Below are 15518 nucleotides of genomic sequence, written 5' to 3'. Positions count from 1 at the left end.
CGGTCACCTCTGTCCACGCCCTGAAGGGGCCGCCCGCCATCCGTGGTGCGGGCGGCCCCTTCGGCGTTGCCGCGAGGACCGCGGCGAAGCTGAGTACGCGCATGAGTACGACCGCTCAGGCCCGCCCCGGCCGGCTCGGCGAAGCTGACGGCATGACCATGACCCCCGTCCTCCAGCAGCCGCCCACCGGCCCGAAGCGCCGCCGGAAGCTCGCGATCACCGTGGTGCCGGCGCTGGTCCTGGCCCTGGCCGCCGGCGGTCTCGCCCTCTGGCGGGCGGCCCACGACGGCGAGGACGGCCCGCTGGCCGGACGGCCCCGCGTGAAGGACACGGCGGCCGGCCTGTCGTACGCCCTCCCCGAGGGCTGGAAGCGCGGCGACGGCGACCTGATCGACAGCTTCACGTCCTCGATCACCCACGAGCACACCGGCGGAGAAGGCGGCAGCGTCGTCCTCGCCGGCCGGGGCGGCGGGGTCCCGGACGACGGCCTGAAGACGTACACCGAACGATGGGCCCGCTCCAACGCCGAGTTCTTCTACCCCGACGGCAGTTCGGCCGTGACCCGGTCCGAGCCCACGACCACCGACGGCCGGCCCGCGCACACGGTCGCCCTGCGGGTGGCGGACGAAGAGGGCTCAACAGGCCACCTCCGCCTGACGGTCATCGGCATCGACGACACCCGCACCGCGTTCCTCCTCACCGTCGTGCAGCCCGCGACAGCCCCCGAGGACGAGACGGCGGACGCGGTGCTGGAGAGCGCCGCCGTGCTCTGAGGCGACCGGATCACGCCGAGGGCTCACCGGGCGGGCAATCCGGGGGTTTTGCTCAGACGTGACGCGCGTGGGGGACTGCGATGGGACCCCGTAGGTGTTTACGTGGTGTCGGACTTTCCGGGATCGCTGTCACGGAGGTGTGCACCATGTCGGACGCCGCGCCGCGGCTGAAGGGGCTCGTCGAGCAGATGTTGGGGACGCCGCTGCCTGTGCGTATCCGCGCCTGGGACGGATCGCAGGCAGGGCCGCCGGGCGCTCCGGCGCTGGTGGTGCGCAACCGGCGGGCGCTGCGCAGGCTGTTGTGGAAGCCGGGGGAGCTGGGGCTGGCCCGGGCCTGGGTCGCGGGGGACCTGGAGGTCGAGGGGGACCTCTACACCGCGCTCGGTCTGATGGCGGGGTTCCTCTGGGAGCGGGGGGAGGACGCCCGGACGGTCGCGCAGGCGCTGCGGGACCCCGAGGTGCGGGCCGCCGTGCGCGGGCTGCTGCGGATGGCGGGGCCCGCGCTGCCGCCCGCCCCGCCCCGCGAGGAGGTCCGGCGGCGGGGCCACCTGCACACCCGGCGCAGCGACAAGCGGGCCATCAGCCATCACTACGACGTGGGCAACGACTTCTACGAGCTCGTTCTCGGGCCGTCCATGGTGTACTCGTGCGCCTACTGGGAGGCCCCCGAGGCGGAGGGCGGCACGCTGGAGGACGCCCAGCGGGACAAGCTCGAACTGGTCGCCCGCAAGCTGGCCCTGAAGCCCGGTCAGCGGCTGCTCGACGTCGGCTGCGGCTGGGGTTCCATGGCCATCCACGCCGCCCGCGAGCACGGGGTGAGCGTCGTCGGCATCACGCTCTCGCAGGAGCAGGCCATCTACGCCCGCAAGCGCGTCGCCGACGAGGGGCTGACCGACCGGGTGGAGATCAGGGTGCAGGACTACCGGGACGTCGCCGACGGGCCGTACGACGCGATCTCGTCGATCGGGATGGCCGAGCACGTCGGGGCCGAGCGGTACCTGGAGTACGCCGAGCATCTGTACGCCCTGCTCAAGCCGGGCGGGCGGCTGCTCAACCACCAGATCGCGCGGCGGCCGCAGCGCGACGAGTCGGCGTACAACGTCGACGAGTTCATCGACGCCTACGTCTTCCCCGACGGGGAGCTGGCGCCCGTCGGCACCACCGTGACCCAGCTGGAGCGCGCCGGGTTCGAGGTGCGGGACGTGGAGTCGATCCGCGAGCACTACGCCCTCACCCTGCGCAGCTGGGTCAGACGTCTGGAGGAGGGCTGGGAGCGGGCCGTGCGGCTGACGAGCCCCGGCCGGGCCCGGGTCTGGCGGCTGTACATGGCCGCCTCGGCGCTGTCGTTCGAGCGCAACCGCATCGGCGTCAACCAGGTGCTCGCCGTGCGCACCCCGGAGCCGGGGGCTTCCGGGATGCCGCTGCGGGCGCGCACCTGGAACGTCGCCTGAGCGAGGAGGAGTCGCTTCAGGGCCCCGCTCCCTTCCGGAGCGGGGCCCTGAGTGTCGTGGTGACGGCTGCCGCCGCTACTCCGACTTGATCGCCGCCAGCATGTTCAGGCGTGCCGCGCGCCGGGCCGGCCACAGGGCGGCCAGGACGCCCACGGTGGCCGCCAGCAGCAGGAACACCGCCATCCGCGCCCAGGGCAGGACCAGTTCGTACGTCGCCATCCTGCTCGCCAGCAGCTCACCGGCCGCCCAGCCGAAGAACACGCCGAGGCCGATGCCGAGCACGCCGCCGAAGAGGGAGATGACCAGGGACTCCAGGCGGACCATCCGCTTGATGCCCTTGCGGTCCAGGCCGATCGCGCGGAGCATGCCGATCTCCTGGGACCGTTCGAAGACCGACATCGCCAGGGTGTTGATGACGCCGAGGACGGCGACGATCACCGCCATGGCCAGCAGGCCGTACAGCATGTTCAGCATCAGGGTGAACATGCTCGCGATCTCGTTGGAGATGTCCTTCTTGTCCTGGACCTTGATCGCCGGGTTGCTGCCGAGGGCCTTCTCCAGGCGGTCCTTCGTCGCCTCGGACGCGCCGTCGTCGGTCTTCACCATGACCTGCATGTCGACCGGGTCGCTCTGGTGCGGGGTGAGGACGGAGAGGTCGAGCATGATGCCGCGCATCATCTCGTTGGCCTGGTAGACACCGGCGACGGTCAGCTTCTCCTTCTCGCCGTCCTCGAACGAGGCGGTGAAGACCGAGCCCGCCTTCCAGCCGTGCGTCTTGGCGGTGTCGTCGTCCACGACCACCCGGTCGCCGCCGACCTCGAACGCGCCGTCGTCGACGGGCAGCTCGGTCAGGTCGCCGATGGTGGCGCCGGTGACACCGGTCAGGTACTCGGTGTCGCCGTCGATCCGGGCCGGCGCGTTGCGCAGCGGGCTCGTGGCGGTGACGCCCTCGGTCTCCTTGAGCTTCTTGTCGACGTCCGGGGAGAGGGAGTTGTAGTTGGCCATGGAGACGACGTAGTCCGCGCGGATCGCGTCCGAGGCCATCTTGTCGATCGACTTCTGCAGGCTGCCCGCCATCACCGTCATGCCGGTGATCAGGGTCAGGCCGATCATCAGGGCGGAGGCGGTGGCGGCCGTACGGCGCGGGTTGCGCACCGAGTTCTGGCGGGCCAGCTTGCCCGACACCCCGAAGATCCGCAGCACCGGCGCCGCGGCGGCGATCAGCGGCCGGGACAGCAGCGGGGTCAGCACGAACACGCCGATGATCAGCAGGCAGGCACCGAGGCCCATCGGGGCCTGGCCGTCCGAGCCGCCCATGGTGGTCGCCGCGAGGACGACGGTGACACCCGCGGCCGCGAACAGCGCGCCGATCGTGTTGCGCAGCACCAGCGACTTCACCGTCGCCTGGGCGTGCACGCTGCTCATCGCCGCCACCGGCGGGATCTTCGCGGCGCGCCGGCCGGGCAGCCAGGCGGCGAGCATGGTGATCAGGACGCCGACCGCGAGGGCGGTGAGGACCGTGCCGGGGGTGATCACCAGCGGCCCGTCGGGCACCGTCTCACCGAGCGAGCCCATCAGGGAGCGCAGTCCGGCGCCGATGCCGATGCCCGCGACGAGGCCGGTCACGGCGGCGACCACACCCACCACGAAGGCCTCGATCAGCACCGACCGGGTGACCTGGCGGCGGGAGGCGCCGACGGCGCGCAGCAGCGCCAGTTCCTTGGTGCGCTGGGCGACCAGCATGGTGAAGGTGTTGGCGATGATGAACGTGCCGACGAACAGCGCGATCCCGGCGAAGACCAGCAGCCCCTGCTTCATGCCGCTCATCGAGGAGGCGATCGCCTCCGCCTGGTCGTCGGCGAGCCGCTTGGCGGTGGTGGTCTCGGCGACGTCCTTCGGCAGCGCCTCGTCCAGCTCCGCCTTGAGCGCGGCCTGGGTGACACCGGCCTTCGCCGTGACGGCGATCTCGTCGTAGGTGCCCGTCTTGCCGAACAGCCGCTGCGCGGTCTGCGTGTCGAAGAGCGCGAGGCTGCCGCCGGCGGCGACGTTGCCGTCGTCGGTGGTGAAGACGCCGGAGATCCTCGGAGTCAGCACCGGGCCGTCCACCGACAGGCGCAGGGTGTCGCCGACCCGGTAGCCGGTGCGCTCGGCGGTCTCGGAGTCGATGAGGATCTCGCCGCGGCCCTTGGGGGCGTGGCCCTCGACGAGCGGGTAGCGCGGGTCCTCGGTGCCCCAGTAGTTGCCGCCCTGCGACTGGAAGCCGCCGCCGACCAGCTTGCCGTCCTTGTCGGCGATCGCGGCGAAGCCGCGGACGACGCCGATGGCGCGGGCGGCGCCCGGCACCGAGGCGCTCTCGTCGAGCACCGCCTGGTTCAGCTCGGCCGACTTGCCGACCTTGTCGCCCTCGGCGTCCTGGTACTTCGGCTGTACGGCGACGTCGATCTGGTCGAAGCCCTTGGCGGAGCTCTTCTGGTAGGCGTCGGAGATGGTGTTGGTGAAGACCAGGGTCCCCGACACGAAGGCCACGCCGAGCATCACGGCGAGCACGGTCATCAGGAGCCGGGCCTTGTGCGCGAGTACGTTGCGCAAGGCGGTACGGAACATGGTTTCTTCTCAGTCCAGGGTGGGTGGCGGGGATCGACGCCGGCGCGTCAGCTGGTGCGGCCCTTGCCGTCGAATTGCTTCATGCGGTCAAGCACCGACTCCGCAGTCGGCCCGTACACCTCGTCCACGATCCGGCCGTCCGCGAGGAACACCACGCGGTCCGCGTACGCCGCCGCCACCGGGTCGTGGGTCACCATCACCACGGTCTGCTGCAGTTCGCGCACCGAGTTGCGCAGGAAGCCCAGCACCTCGGCACCCGAGCGGGAGTCGAGGTTTCCGGTCGGCTCGTCGCCGAAGATGATCTCCGGCTTGGAGGCGAGGGCGCGGGCGACCGCGACGCGCTGCTGCTGGCCGCCGGAGAGCTGGGCGGGGCGGTGGCTGAGCCGGTCGGACAGGCCGACCATCCGGATCACGCTGTCCACCCACTGCTTGTCCGGCTTGCGCCCCGCGATGTCCATCGGGAGGGTGATGTTCTCCAGCGCGGTCAGCGTCGGCAGCAGGTTGAAGGCCTGGAAGATGAAGCCGATCTTGTCCCGGCGCAGCTTGGTGAGCTGCTTGTCCTTCAGCGAGCCCAGCTCGGTGTCGCCGATGCGCACGGAACCGGAGGAGAAGGTGTCCAGGCCGGCCACGCAGTGCATCAGGGTGGACTTGCCGGAACCGGAGGGGCCCATGATCGCGGTGAACTCGGCCTGCCGGAACTCGACGGAGACCCGGTCCAGGGCGACCACCTGGGTCTCGCCGTGTCCGTAGATCTTCGACAGCTCCGTGGCGCGGGCGGCCACCGCGGTGGTCCGGGCGGCGAGGGGAGTCGTGGTCACGGGAAGGCGCTCCTGTCGGGACGGGGATCGAGGACGTGATCCATCGTTCCGGTCGCGGGGCGCCGTGTAGTCAGCCGCTGTTCCGGTTCCGGGGGGCGACTTCGGTCGGACCGGGCGGGCCCGTGTCATACCTGGGGATGACGGCCGACCCTGAGCCCGCCGACGGACCGGCGCGACGGCCGCGCACGAGGGGCGAGCGGGCCGAGAACAGGTGGTGTGCCCTCCTTCGGGCGGTGAAATTCCGTCATTCCGCGTACACGGCGGGGCGGCGCACGTAAGGCTATTGGCAAGTGCGGATGGCGTGTTCCGAGTGCTGATGCACCCTCAGACGTCAATAAAATAAGACAACATCGGTCCGTCGTTCCGCTGTTCGGGGGACCTGCCCCGATAGGCTCGGGATCTCGATGCGGAGCCCATGGCCTGCCCGGATGGTGGAATGCAGACACGGCGAGCTTAAACCTCGCTGCCCCTCGCGGGCGTACCGGTTCGAGTCCGGTTCCGGGCACTCCGACGCCTTCACACTGCGTGCAGCATGCATTGAAGTCTTCACCGCACCGGCCCCACGGTGACGAGATCGTCACCGTGGGGCCACGGTTCGGTCCCTCACGTGCCGGGAATCACCCGGCCGCGTAGCGTGTTGCCCAGCACGTGGGGGGAAAGATCCTCCCCAAGCACTAGGGTCATTCCTTTGCCTGTCTATTACTCTTGAGCCAAGGCTACGCAGGGTGGCCATGGAGGAGTGAAATGAGGAGCAGCAACCCGGTCTTCTCGCGACGGGGGTTCAGCCGCGACAACGGCTACGCGGGCTTCAACACCGCGCCGCAGGCCGGGGGCGCAGCGGTAGGCACGCAGGGCAACCCGTACGCCACGGGCAACCCCTACGCGCAGCCCGGCGCCGGCGGCAACCCGTACGCGCAGAACCCTTACGCCCAGAACCCGTACGGCCAGGACGTCCAGCACGGCGCCCCGCAGGCCCCGGTCGCCACCGGCAACCGGATGACGATGGACGACGTCGTCATGCGCTCGGCCATGACGCTCGGCACCGTCGTCGTCGGCGCGGTCCTCGCCTGGGCCCTGCTGCCGGTGTCGTCGACCAGCTACGGCCTGGCCATCGGCGCCGCGCTGATCGCCTTCGTCCTGGCGATGGTCCAGTCGTTCAAGCGCAAGGCGTCCCCCGCGCTGATCCTGTCGTACGCCGCCTTCGAGGGCGTCTTCCTCGGCGTGATCAGCGAGATGTTCAACAGCCAGTGGTCCGGAGCGCCCTTCCAGGCGGTCCTCGGCACCATGGCCGTCTCCGGCGCCACGCTGCTGGTCTACAAGGCCGGGTGGGTCCGCGTCACCGCGCGCTACGCCCGCATCGGCATGACGATCGCCCTGGCGTTCGTCCTGGTCATGGCGGTCAACCTGCTGCTGGTCGTCTTCGGTGTCGCCGAGGACGGCGGACTGCGCAGCATGGGCCCGCTCGGAGCGATTGTCGGCATCCTCGCGATCGTGCTCGGCGCGTTCTTCCTGACCCTCGACTTCAAGCAGATCGAGGACGGCATCGCGTACGGCGCGCCGCGCGAGGAGTCCTGGCTGGCCGCGTTCGGCCTGACCATGACCCTGGTGTGGATCTACATCGAGATGCTGCGGCTGGTCGCCATCTTCTCGGGTGACGACTGACCGGCCCAGGCCGTGAGGCAGTGACACGACGAAGGGCCCCGGGTTCGTCCCGGGGCCCTTCGCTGTGCGCGGCGCACTCACAACCTGCGCGCCGCCCTCCTCAGGTCGTACTCGTGGATGAGGGCTTTGGCGTGGCCGTACGCCAGGTCGTACTCATGGCGCAGCCAGCTGACCTTCTCCTCGAAGCGGAGCGCGGGACCGTCCTCGACGGTGCGCAGCCAGTCGGCGACTTCACGACCGGTGCAATGGGGGATGCGGGCGAGCAGATTGCGGTGGGTCTCCTCGGAGAAGACTTGGGACATCGGCGCCTCCATACGCAAGGGGATGTAAGCCGGTCCTTCAAGTCACCGTGCCTGAGCGTTCGCCCGTTGGCAACAGTCCGGGTACGGGGCGTAGGGTCGCGGCGTGGTTGATACGACGCCTTTGACCCTTGCGGTGGATCACTTCGCCGATCGTCTGAGGGCCGCGCCGCAGAGTCGCCTGCAGCGGAGCGCTGCCGCTGCGGCTTTGGAGTTGGCCAGGAAGCTTGCCCGGTGGGCGCAGGAACTGGAGACGCCGGGGGTCGAGCCTCGGGTGATGCCGGACGCGGGGATGTTCGCGGCGGCCGACCAAGTGATCGTCGCCGCGCATGACCTGGCGGTCGTGCTGCGGAGTGACGCCGAGGTCGCTGATGCCGTGCGGTTGGTCGAGGACGCGCAGAAGCGGGCGGGGATCTGAGCGTCGGCGGCGGGTGCGGGTGCGTCTGTGGTTGATCCGCACTCCGCGGCGCGTCGGAGCTACAGGCTCGCGATGACCCTGTCCGCCAGGATGTAGACGTTCTCCTCGCCGCACTCGAACGTCAGGGTGTACGCGCCCGAGATGCCGGAGCCGCCCAGGAGGACCGGGGTCTCGCCGGCGGTGAGGGCGGCGGCGAGGCGTTCGGCGGTCTCGCGGTGGCCGGGGGTCATGCAGAGGGTGGTGCCGTCGGCGAAGACATAGACGTCGAGGGTGCCCAGCGGGCCCGGGCGGACGTCGGTGAGTTCGGTGCGGGAGGCGGCCAGCTCCTCCAGGGTCGCGACCGTGCGCTCGTGGTCGTTCACGACGGGTGACGCGACGGGGACGAAGTCCGGGTGGGAGGGGTGACGGCGGCGGGCGGCGGCCAGCTCCGGGGACTCCCCGGCGTACTCGTCGGACTCGGTGGCCGGCTCCAGGCCCACGAAGTCGGCCTGGCGCGGCAGGAACAGGTCGCTGTCGTTCAGGGAGAGCAGGGACGGTGCGTCGGAGGCGTCGCGGGCCTCCTGGGCGGCCCAGAAGGCGCGGGCCTCGGCCAGCTCCCGCTCACGCTCCTCGGCCAGCGCCTCGGCGACGGCGGCGCGTATCTCGTCCGTGTCGGCGTTGGTCCGCGCGGCCGGGACGTGGACGCGGGCGGCGCGGGCCTCGGTCAGCTCGGTGTGCAGGGCCGCGACCTGGCGGCGCAGCTGCATGAGGGTGCGCAGGACGGCGACGCCCACGGCGCCGGTGGCGGCCGTGGTGACCAGCAGGGCGATCGGCATGGCGCTCACTGACGTACTCCCGGTTCAAGGTCGGCCCCCGACTTCCTACATCAGCTTGATGGGTGAACTAACCAGCTGTCAGTGCGTAACGTCACGAAACGGACAGGGCTTTGCGTCTGGTGAGCCCGGTGGTGCGCCTCTGACCTGCGGAGTTGCTGCGCCGAGGGAGATAGGTCACATCCTGAGGGAAATTGGATCACAAAACGGCCCAGAACCCTGGTGGTTCTCGGGTTCTGGGCCGTCAGGTGACGTTGGGTGCCCCGGCGGTCACCCAGGGGTGGGTCAGCTCAGGCGCTCGATGACCATCGCCATGCCCTGGCCGCCGCCGACGCACATGGTCTCCAGGCCGAACTGCTTGTCGTGCCACTGGAGGGAGTTGATGAGCGTGCCGGTGATGCGGGCGCCGGTCATGCCGAAGGGGTGGCCGACGGCGATGGCGCCGCCGTTGACGTTCAGCTTCTCCAGCGGGATGTTCAGGTCGCGGTAGGAGGGGATCACCTGCGCGGCGAACGCCTCGTTGATCTCGACCAGGTCGATGTCGTCGATCGTCAGACCGGCGCGCCGCAGTGCCTGCTTGCTGGCCTCCACCGGGCCGTAGCCCATGATCTCGGGGGAGAGGCCGGAGACGCCGGTGGAGACGATCCGGGCCAGCGGGGTCAGGCCCAGCTCGCGGGCCTTGGTGTCCGACATGATGACCAGGGCCGCGGCGCCGTCGTTCAGCGGGCAGCAGTTGCCGGCGGTGACCAGGCCGTCGGGGCGGAAGACCGGCTTCAGGCCGGAGACGGCCTCCACGGTGACGCCGGCGCGCGGGCCGTCGTCCTTGGAGACGACCGTGCCGTCGGGCAGCGTGACCGGGGTGATCTCGCGCTCCCAGAAGCCGTTCTTGATGGCTTCCTCGGCGAGGTTCTGCGAGCGGACGCCGAACTCGTCCATCTCCTGGCGGCTGACGCCCCAGTGGCGGGCCAGGTTCTCGGCGGTCTGGCCCATGGCGATGTACGGGTCGGGCAGCAGGCCGTCCTCGCGCGGGTCGTGCCAGGTCGCGCCCTCGGACTCGGCGACGGCGGCGGTGCGGGCCACGGCGTCGGCGAAGAGCGGGTTCTGGGTGTCCGGCATGCCGTCGGAGGTGCCCTTGACGCTGCGGCTCACCGTCTCCACGCCCGCGGAGATGAAGACGTCGCCCTCGCCGGCCTTGATGGCGTGCAGGGCCATCCGTGAGGTCTGCAGGGAGGAGGAGCAGTAGCGGGTGACGGTGCAGCCCGGCAGGTGGTCCATGCCCATCTGTACGGCGACGATCCGGCCGAGGTTGTGGCCCTGCTCGCCGCCGGGCAGACCGCAGCCGAGCATCAGGTCGTCGATGTCCTTCGGGTCCAGCTCGGGGACCTTGGCGAGGGCGGCCTGGATGATCGTGGCGGTGAGGTCGTCCGGGCGCAGGTCCTTGAGGGAGCCCTTGAAGGCGCGGCCGATGGGGGAGCGGGCGGCAGAGACGATCACGGCTTCGGGCATCACGGCTCCATTGGCGTACGGGAATTGGCAGGGCTGGTTGAGAAGGGCTGGTTGGGAAGTTACCCGTACGTATGGGCGAGGTCACGCTGTCGGCGGTGTGACATGGGCCGCAACTTTCTAAGCGCTTGCTTGGCAGCTGGCGCCGGGCCTCAGGCGCGGCTCTGCGCCTCCGGGGAGTGCGGGTCCAGCTCCGCCTCCGGCACCCGCCGCCTGCGCCGCCGCTTCAGCAGCGCCCAGGGGCCGCGCGGGCCGGTCGGCATCGCGGCCGTGACCTCGGTGCCCGCCTCGGAGGCCGCCTCCGCGGCGGCGCGGGCCACCGGCAGGAAGCCCTCGCGGCGGGAGACGTCCGGGCGCTCCTCCTCGGCCGGCCACAGGCCGAGCGCGGCGCACACCGTCGGCAGCACCGCCATCGCCGCGGTCGCGTACCCCTCCGCCGACGGGTGGTAGCTGTCCGGGCCGAACAGCTCGCGCGGGTTCGCGGCGAACTCGGGGCCCAGCAGATCGCCCAGCGAGACCGTACGGCCGCCCTGCTCGACCACGCCGATGGTCTGCGCGGCCGCCAGCTGGCGCGAGACCCGGCGGGCCAGCCAGCGCAGCGGCTGCTGCACCGGCTCGATGGTGCCGAGGTCCGGGCAGGTGCCGACGACCACCTCCGCGCCGGCCGTGCGCAGCCGCCGGACCGCCCCCGCCAGATGCCGTACCGAGCGGGTCGGCGGCATCCGGTTGGTGACGTCGTTCGCCCCGACCATGATCACGCACACGTCGGGAGCCGGCGCCGGGCCGGAGAGGACCAGCGCCACCTGCCGGTCGAGGTCGTCCGACATGGCGCCCGGCACGGCCACGTTGCGCAGCAGCACCGGCCGCTCCGCGACCGCGGCGAGGCCGGAGGCCAGCAGCGCGCCGGGGGTCTGCCCGGCCCGGTGGACGCCCTGCCCGGCGGCGGTGGAGTCGCCCAGCAGGGTCAGCCGGACCGGTTCCTCGCCGGGCGTGGCGTAGCCGCCGCCGTACAGTCCGTCCGCCCTCGGCACGTACGGGGAGGAACCGTTGGCCAGCACCTGGCGCCTCGCCATCTGCGCCTCCGCCAGCAGCAGCCCGACGACCGCCGCCCCGGCCAGGCCGATGCCGCCGCCGCCGTACGCCGCGCCGGCCGCGATGCGCCGCGCCACCCTCGCCCTCGACATGCTGGTCATGCGTCGCCGCCACCTCCGCGTAGCCGTACATCCACTCCTTGCCCCGTACCGGCCGTCCGCCAATCGCAACAGTGAGTGAACGACGCCCCCGGGCCGTAGGCTGGCGGCACCACGACCACATCTTTTGCAGCAACCGGAGACAACGGTGCAGTTCCACGACTCGATGATCAGCCTCGTCGGCAACACCCCGCTGGTGCGGCTCAACAGCGTGACCAAGGGCATCAGGGCGACCGTCCTGGCCAAGGTGGAGTACTTCAACCCGGGCGGGTCCGTGAAGGACCGCATCGCCCTGCGCATGATCGAGGCGGCGGAGCAGAGCGGCGAGCTCAAGCCCGGCGGCACGATCGTGGAGCCCACCAGCGGCAACACCGGCGTGGGGCTGGCGATCGTGGCCCAGCAGAAGGGCTACAAGTGCATCTTCGTCTGCCCCGACAAGGTGAGCACCGACAAGATCAACGTGCTGCGCGCCTACGGCGCCGAGGTGGTCGTGTGCCCGACCGCGGTCGCCCCCGAGCACCCGGACTCCTACTACAACGTCTCCGACCGGCTGGTCCGTGAGACGCCGGGCGCGTGGAAGCCGGACCAGTACTCCAACCCGAACAACCCGCTCTCCCACTACCACTCCACCGGCCCCGAGCTGTGGGAGCAGACCGAGGGCCGGATCACCCACTTCGTGGCGGGCGTCGGCACCGGCGGCACCATCTCCGGCACCGGCCGCTACCTGAAGGAGGCCAGCGAGGGCCGGGTGCGGGTCGTCGGCGCCGACCCCGAGGGGTCCGTGTACTCCGGCGGCTCCGGGCGGCCGTACCTCGTCGAGGGCGTCGGTGAGGACTTCTGGCCCTCCGCCTACGACCGTGAGATCGCCGACGAGATCGTCGCCGTCTCCGACAAGGACTCCTTCCAGATGACCCGCCGCCTCGCCAAGGAGGAGGGCCTGCTGGTCGGCGGCTCCTGCGGCATGGCGGTCGTGGCCGCGCTGCGCGTCGCCGAGCGGCTGACCGAGGACGACGTGGTCGTCGTACTGCTGCCGGACAGCGGCCGCGGCTACCTCAGCAAGATCTTCAACGACGAGTGGATGGCCGACTACGGCTTCCTGGAGGACGCCGGCCCGAGCGCCCGTGTCGCGGACGTGCTGAACGACAAGGAGGGCGGCTCCATCCCGTCCCTCGTCCACATGCACCCGGACGAGACGGTGGGGCAGGCCATCGAGGTGCTGCGCGAGTACGGCGTCTCGCAGATGCCGGTGGTGAAGCCGGGCGCCGGTCACCCGGACGTGATGGCCGCCGAGGTCGTCGGCTCCATCGTCGAACGCGAACTGCTGGACGCGCTGTTCGCCAAGCGGGCCTCGCTGGAGGACCCGCTGGAGAAGCACATGTCGGCCCCGCTGCCGCAGGTCGGCTCCGGTGAGCCGGTCGGCGACCTGATGTCCGTGCTCGGCACGGCGGACGCCGCCATCGTGCTGGTCGAGGGCAAGCCGACCGGTGTGGTCAGCCGGCAGGACCTGCTCGCCTTCCTCGCCAAGAGCGCCAAGTAGCGGCCAACGCCCGGTGAACCGCGGGTGTCGGCGGCGAACTCGCGGTGACGTGAGGGGGGTTCGGCCGCGCGGAAGTGGTACGAGGGTGTCACGTTCGCGCAGCACCCGCTTAACACGGGTCGGAGAGAGTGGGGTTGTCGGCAGGGCGGGAGCGGCTCCCCGCCCGGGCCGGCGACCAGCGGCGTCAAGGACCTCCGGAGCGGCTCCCGGACCTCCATGGACGCCCCGGACGCGCCACGGGCCTGACCCGAACCGCGTCCCTCGCGGGGACCGCCGTCGTCCCGCCCCCCGGCAACGGGGGTGCGGCGGTCCCCGCGCAAGTCTTCCCGGGCGCCCGAGGCGGTCTCAGTCCTCCGGGCCGGGGTTGCCGTCCTCCCTGCCGCCCCGGCGGAACAGGCCCGGGTTGGTGCGGGCCGCCTGGACGACGTTCACGCCGACGACGCCCGCCCACGCGGCGATCAGACCGGGCAGACCCCCGATGCCGCCGCCGATGGCGGACAGCGGGATCGCCAGGACCAGCGAGACGATGCCGAAGCCATAGCGCTCGCCCCAGGAGTCCGCGTCGCCGGGCGCCCGGGTGTCCCGGGCCTCCGCCAGCCGCTCCTCGGCCAGCCGCCGCCGCACCCGGCGCTCGATCGCGCCGTCGATGCGCTGGTCGACCTTCTCCAGGAAGGAGTCGACCAGCGCGGACTCGTACTCCTCGCCCAGATCCCGGCGCGCCCGCAGGGTGGCGTCGAGTTCCCTCTTCAGGTCGGTGTCCCGCCCGTCGTCGATGCCTGTCATGCCTCTCACCGTAGGAAGCGGGCCGTGCCGGGCGCACTGGGGACAGCCCCCCTGTTGCCCGGCTGCATAGGAGCATGCAGAGTTCTCGTTACCTGAATAGGGCAACGGATCTTTCAGACGAGGGGGAGCACGGCATGAGCCCGACCGACAGCCCTGCCGCACGCCTGCAGGCGCTCTTCGAGGGGCACCGGCTCACGCCGACCCAGCGCCGGATCGCCCACAGCATGGTGCGCCGCGCCGCCGACGTGCCGTTCCTGTCCAGCGTGGAACTCGCCGAGCTGGCCGGCGTCAGCCAGCCGTCCGTGACCCGCTTCGCCGTCGCCCTCGGCTTCGACGGCTACCCGGCGCTGCGCCGCCACCTGCGCGAGGTCGCGCCCGCCGAACCGCCCGCGGAGGGCGGCGCGTTCAACGAGTACCAGCAGGCCGTCGAGGCCGAGATCGAGAACCTCAGACACCTCGCCGAGGCGCTGGCCGACCCGCGGCCGGTGCAGCGCGCGGGCCGGATCCTCGCCGCCAGCCGCCCCCTGCCCGTCCTCGGCCTGCGCGCGGCAGCCGCCCAGGCGCACGGCTTCGCCTACTTCGCCGCCAAGGTCCACCCCGACGTACGGCTGCTCAACGAGGGCGGCACGATGATCCAGGACCGGATCGACGGCGCCGTACGCGCCGGGGCGAGCGCGCTGCTCTGCTTCGCGCTGCCCCGGCATCCCCGCGAGGTCGTCGACACCCTCGGCTACGCCAAGGACGCGGGCCTGACCGTGGTGACCGTCGCCGACTCCGCCTTCGCGCCCGTCGCCAAGGTCTCCGATCTGCTGCTGCCGGCCGCCGTCGGCACCGGCCTCGCCTTCGACACCGCCTGCGCGCCGATGCTGCTCGGCCGGGTGCTGCTGGAGGCGATGTGCGACGACCTGCCGGAGGCCCAGGCCCGGCTGGAGGAGTTCGACACGCGGGCGGCGGCCCGGGGCCTCTTCGTGGAGTAGCGCCCGGCACGGCCCGGGTTCTCAGATTCGTCTCAGGTTCCGCCGCTAACCTGCCCGGCCGACAGCAATGTGCCAGGACGACGAGGAGGCGGAACGTGGCACGCGGAGGTCAGGGACTGGCTCGGGTGGCCGTCGTCGTACGGGCGGGCGCCGCACCGCTGTGGTGGCTGGGCGTCTGCACGGCCGGGATCGGCCTGCTGATCCCGGGTCTGACGGGCCGCAGGATCGGGGTGTACGCCGGGGCGGCGCTGTTCGTCGCCGCCGCGGCGGCGGTGGCCGGCGCCCGCCGCAGGCGCTACACGGCGCTCACCCGCGGCGCCGCCCGGGCCGGGAAGTACGACGTCCTCCAGGACCGCGCCGTGACGGTCCGCAACTGGCGGCGCGGGCACCGCGGGTGGCTGCTGCTCGCGTTCCTCGCCGCGCTGGGCGCGAACTTCGCCGTACCGGTGGCCGGCGGGCTGCTGCTCGCCGGGTGCGGGGCGGGACTGTGGCTGAAGGCCGCGTGGCTCGGGCGCCGGGAGCGGGCGGAGGAAGGCCTGCTGTGGGTGCGGGTGGACTGGCTCGCCGGGAACGGCGGACGCCCGGCCGGAAAGGTGGTCAAGGGCTACCGCAGCACCGGCATCGCGGCGGGCGACGCGGCCCCGGGCGGGGCGCGCCGCCGCCCCGCGGCGCTGGTCTGACCGGCCCCGGG

General features: G+C 71.7%; 14 protein-coding genes and 1 tRNA gene. 8 read left to right on the top strand and 7 right to left on the bottom strand.

The annotated features are described in order from the left end of the window. Positions 1 to 101 precede the first annotated feature (101 nt). Together AMK31_RS16920 and AMK31_RS16915 are read left to right on the top strand one after the other, a co-directional pair. Positions 102 to 773, top strand: a complete 672-nt coding sequence (locus AMK31_RS16920) for a hypothetical protein (protein ID WP_073941367.1) — start codon at positions 102 to 104, stop codon at positions 771 to 773. Between the two features lie 146 nt (positions 774 to 919). Next, positions 920 to 2224, top strand: a complete 1305-nt coding sequence (locus AMK31_RS16915) for an SAM-dependent methyltransferase (protein ID WP_073941366.1) — start codon at positions 920 to 922, stop codon at positions 2222 to 2224. Between the two features lie 75 nt (positions 2225 to 2299). Here the strand turns inward: AMK31_RS16915 and AMK31_RS16910 are convergent, their stop codons facing one another. Together AMK31_RS16910 and AMK31_RS16905 are read right to left on the bottom strand one after the other, a co-directional pair. Next, complete coding sequence (locus AMK31_RS16910) at positions 2300 to 4828, bottom strand: ABC transporter permease (RefSeq protein WP_073941365.1); 2529 nt, start codon at positions 4826 to 4828, stop codon at positions 2300 to 2302. Positions 4829 to 4875: 47 nt separating this feature from the next. Then, positions 4876 to 5646 carry an ABC transporter ATP-binding protein gene (locus AMK31_RS16905; protein ID WP_073941364.1) on the bottom strand — a complete coding sequence of 257 codons (771 nt, stop codon included), beginning with the start codon at positions 5644 to 5646 and terminating at the stop codon, positions 4876 to 4878. Positions 5647 to 6068: 422 nt separating this feature from the next. On the opposite strand from AMK31_RS16905, the gene AMK31_RS16900 reads away from it, so the two are divergent. Together AMK31_RS16900 and AMK31_RS16895 are read left to right on the top strand one after the other, a co-directional pair. Next, positions 6069 to 6151, top strand: a tRNA-Leu gene (locus tag AMK31_RS16900). Between the two features lie 239 nt (positions 6152 to 6390). Continuing rightward, positions 6391 to 7308, top strand: coding sequence for a Bax inhibitor-1/YccA family protein (locus AMK31_RS16895; protein ID WP_073941363.1), 918 nt, complete (start codon positions 6391 to 6393; stop codon positions 7306 to 7308). Positions 7309 to 7385: 77 nt separating this feature from the next. On the opposite strand, the gene AMK31_RS16890 is transcribed toward AMK31_RS16895, so the two are convergent. Beyond that, positions 7386 to 7610 carry a DUF4287 domain-containing protein gene (locus tag AMK31_RS16890; RefSeq protein WP_073941781.1) on the bottom strand — a complete coding sequence of 75 codons (225 nt, stop codon included), beginning with the start codon at positions 7608 to 7610 and terminating at the stop codon, positions 7386 to 7388. 103 nt (positions 7611 to 7713) lie between these two features. Between AMK31_RS16890 and AMK31_RS16885 the strand changes: the two genes are divergently transcribed. Then, on the top strand, positions 7714 to 8025 hold the full coding sequence (locus AMK31_RS16885) for a hypothetical protein (protein WP_079186852.1): 312 nt from the start codon (positions 7714 to 7716) through the stop codon (positions 8023 to 8025). 59 nt (positions 8026 to 8084) lie between these two features. On the opposite strand, the gene AMK31_RS16880 is transcribed toward AMK31_RS16885, so the two are convergent. The 3 genes from AMK31_RS16880 to AMK31_RS16870 all read right to left on the bottom strand — a co-directional run bounded on the left by AMK31_RS16880 (position 8085) and on the right by AMK31_RS16870 (position 11533). Beyond that, positions 8085 to 8849, bottom strand: a complete 765-nt coding sequence (locus AMK31_RS16880) for a hypothetical protein (protein ID WP_073941362.1) — start codon at positions 8847 to 8849, stop codon at positions 8085 to 8087. 273 nt (positions 8850 to 9122) lie between these two features. Next, the gene (locus AMK31_RS16875; RefSeq protein WP_073941361.1) at positions 9123 to 10343 is read right to left on the bottom strand and encodes an acetyl-CoA C-acetyltransferase; all 1221 of its coding nucleotides are present in this window, start codon (positions 10341 to 10343) and stop codon (positions 9123 to 9125) included. Between the two features lie 149 nt (positions 10344 to 10492). Then, entirely contained in the window at positions 10493 to 11533 is a 1041-nt protein-coding gene (locus AMK31_RS16870) for an SGNH/GDSL hydrolase family protein (RefSeq protein ID WP_073941360.1), read from the bottom strand. A 145-nt stretch (positions 11534 to 11678) separates the two neighbouring features. On the opposite strand from AMK31_RS16870, the gene AMK31_RS16865 reads away from it, so the two are divergent. Next, positions 11679 to 13067, top strand: a complete 1389-nt coding sequence (locus AMK31_RS16865) for a cystathionine beta-synthase (RefSeq protein ID WP_073941359.1) — start codon at positions 11679 to 11681, stop codon at positions 13065 to 13067. A 345-nt stretch (positions 13068 to 13412) separates the two neighbouring features. Here the strand turns inward: AMK31_RS16865 and AMK31_RS16860 are convergent, their stop codons facing one another. Then, positions 13413 to 13850 (bottom strand): hypothetical protein, encoded by a 438-nt coding sequence (locus AMK31_RS16860; protein ID WP_073941358.1) that lies wholly within the window; start codon positions 13848 to 13850, stop codon positions 13413 to 13415. A 134-nt stretch (positions 13851 to 13984) separates the two neighbouring features. Between AMK31_RS16860 and AMK31_RS16855 the strand changes: the two genes are divergently transcribed. Both AMK31_RS16855 and AMK31_RS16850 read left to right on the top strand, forming a co-directional pair. Further along, positions 13985 to 14827 (top strand): MurR/RpiR family transcriptional regulator, encoded by an 843-nt coding sequence (locus AMK31_RS16855; protein ID WP_073941357.1) that lies wholly within the window; start codon positions 13985 to 13987, stop codon positions 14825 to 14827. 95 nt (positions 14828 to 14922) lie between these two features. Then, a complete protein-coding gene (locus AMK31_RS16850) occupies positions 14923 to 15507 on the top strand; it encodes a hypothetical protein (RefSeq protein ID WP_107468637.1) in 585 nt (194 codons plus the stop codon). Positions 15508 to 15518: the final 11 nt, after the last annotated feature.

It is taken from the genome of Streptomyces sp. TSRI0107, assembly GCF_001905845.1.
Taxonomy (GTDB): domain Bacteria; phylum Actinomycetota; class Actinomycetes; order Streptomycetales; family Streptomycetaceae; genus Streptomyces.
This window is presented reverse-complemented; position numbering and strand designations above follow the sequence as displayed.

What these genes read in the sequence shown, in the direction of transcription:
- AMK31_RS16920 (WP_073941367.1), top strand. Translation starts at nt 102, where the DNA reads ATGAGTACGACCGCTCAGGCCCGCCCCGGCCGGCTCGGCGAAGCTGAC.
- AMK31_RS16915 (WP_073941366.1), top strand. Translation starts at nt 920, where the DNA reads ATGTCGGACGCCGCGCCGCGGCTGAAGGGGCTCGTCGAGCAGATGTTG.
- AMK31_RS16910 (WP_073941365.1), bottom strand. Translation starts at nt 4,828, where the DNA reads ATGTTCCGTACCGCCTTGCGCAACGTACTCGCGCACAAGGCCCGGCTC.
- AMK31_RS16895 (WP_073941363.1), top strand. Translation starts at nt 6,391, where the DNA reads ATGAGGAGCAGCAACCCGGTCTTCTCGCGACGGGGGTTCAGCCGCGAC.
- AMK31_RS16890 (WP_073941781.1), bottom strand. Translation starts at nt 7,610, where the DNA reads ATGTCCCAAGTCTTCTCCGAGGAGACCCACCGCAATCTGCTCGCCCGC.
- AMK31_RS16875 (WP_073941361.1), bottom strand. Translation starts at nt 10,343, where the DNA reads ATGCCCGAAGCCGTGATCGTCTCTGCCGCCCGCTCCCCCATCGGCCGC.
- AMK31_RS16870 (WP_073941360.1), bottom strand. Translation starts at nt 11,533, where the DNA reads ATGACCAGCATGTCGAGGGCGAGGGTGGCGCGGCGCATCGCGGCCGGC.
- AMK31_RS16860 (WP_073941358.1), bottom strand. Translation starts at nt 13,850, where the DNA reads ATGACAGGCATCGACGACGGGCGGGACACCGACCTGAAGAGGGAACTC.
- AMK31_RS16855 (WP_073941357.1), top strand. Translation starts at nt 13,985, where the DNA reads ATGAGCCCGACCGACAGCCCTGCCGCACGCCTGCAGGCGCTCTTCGAG.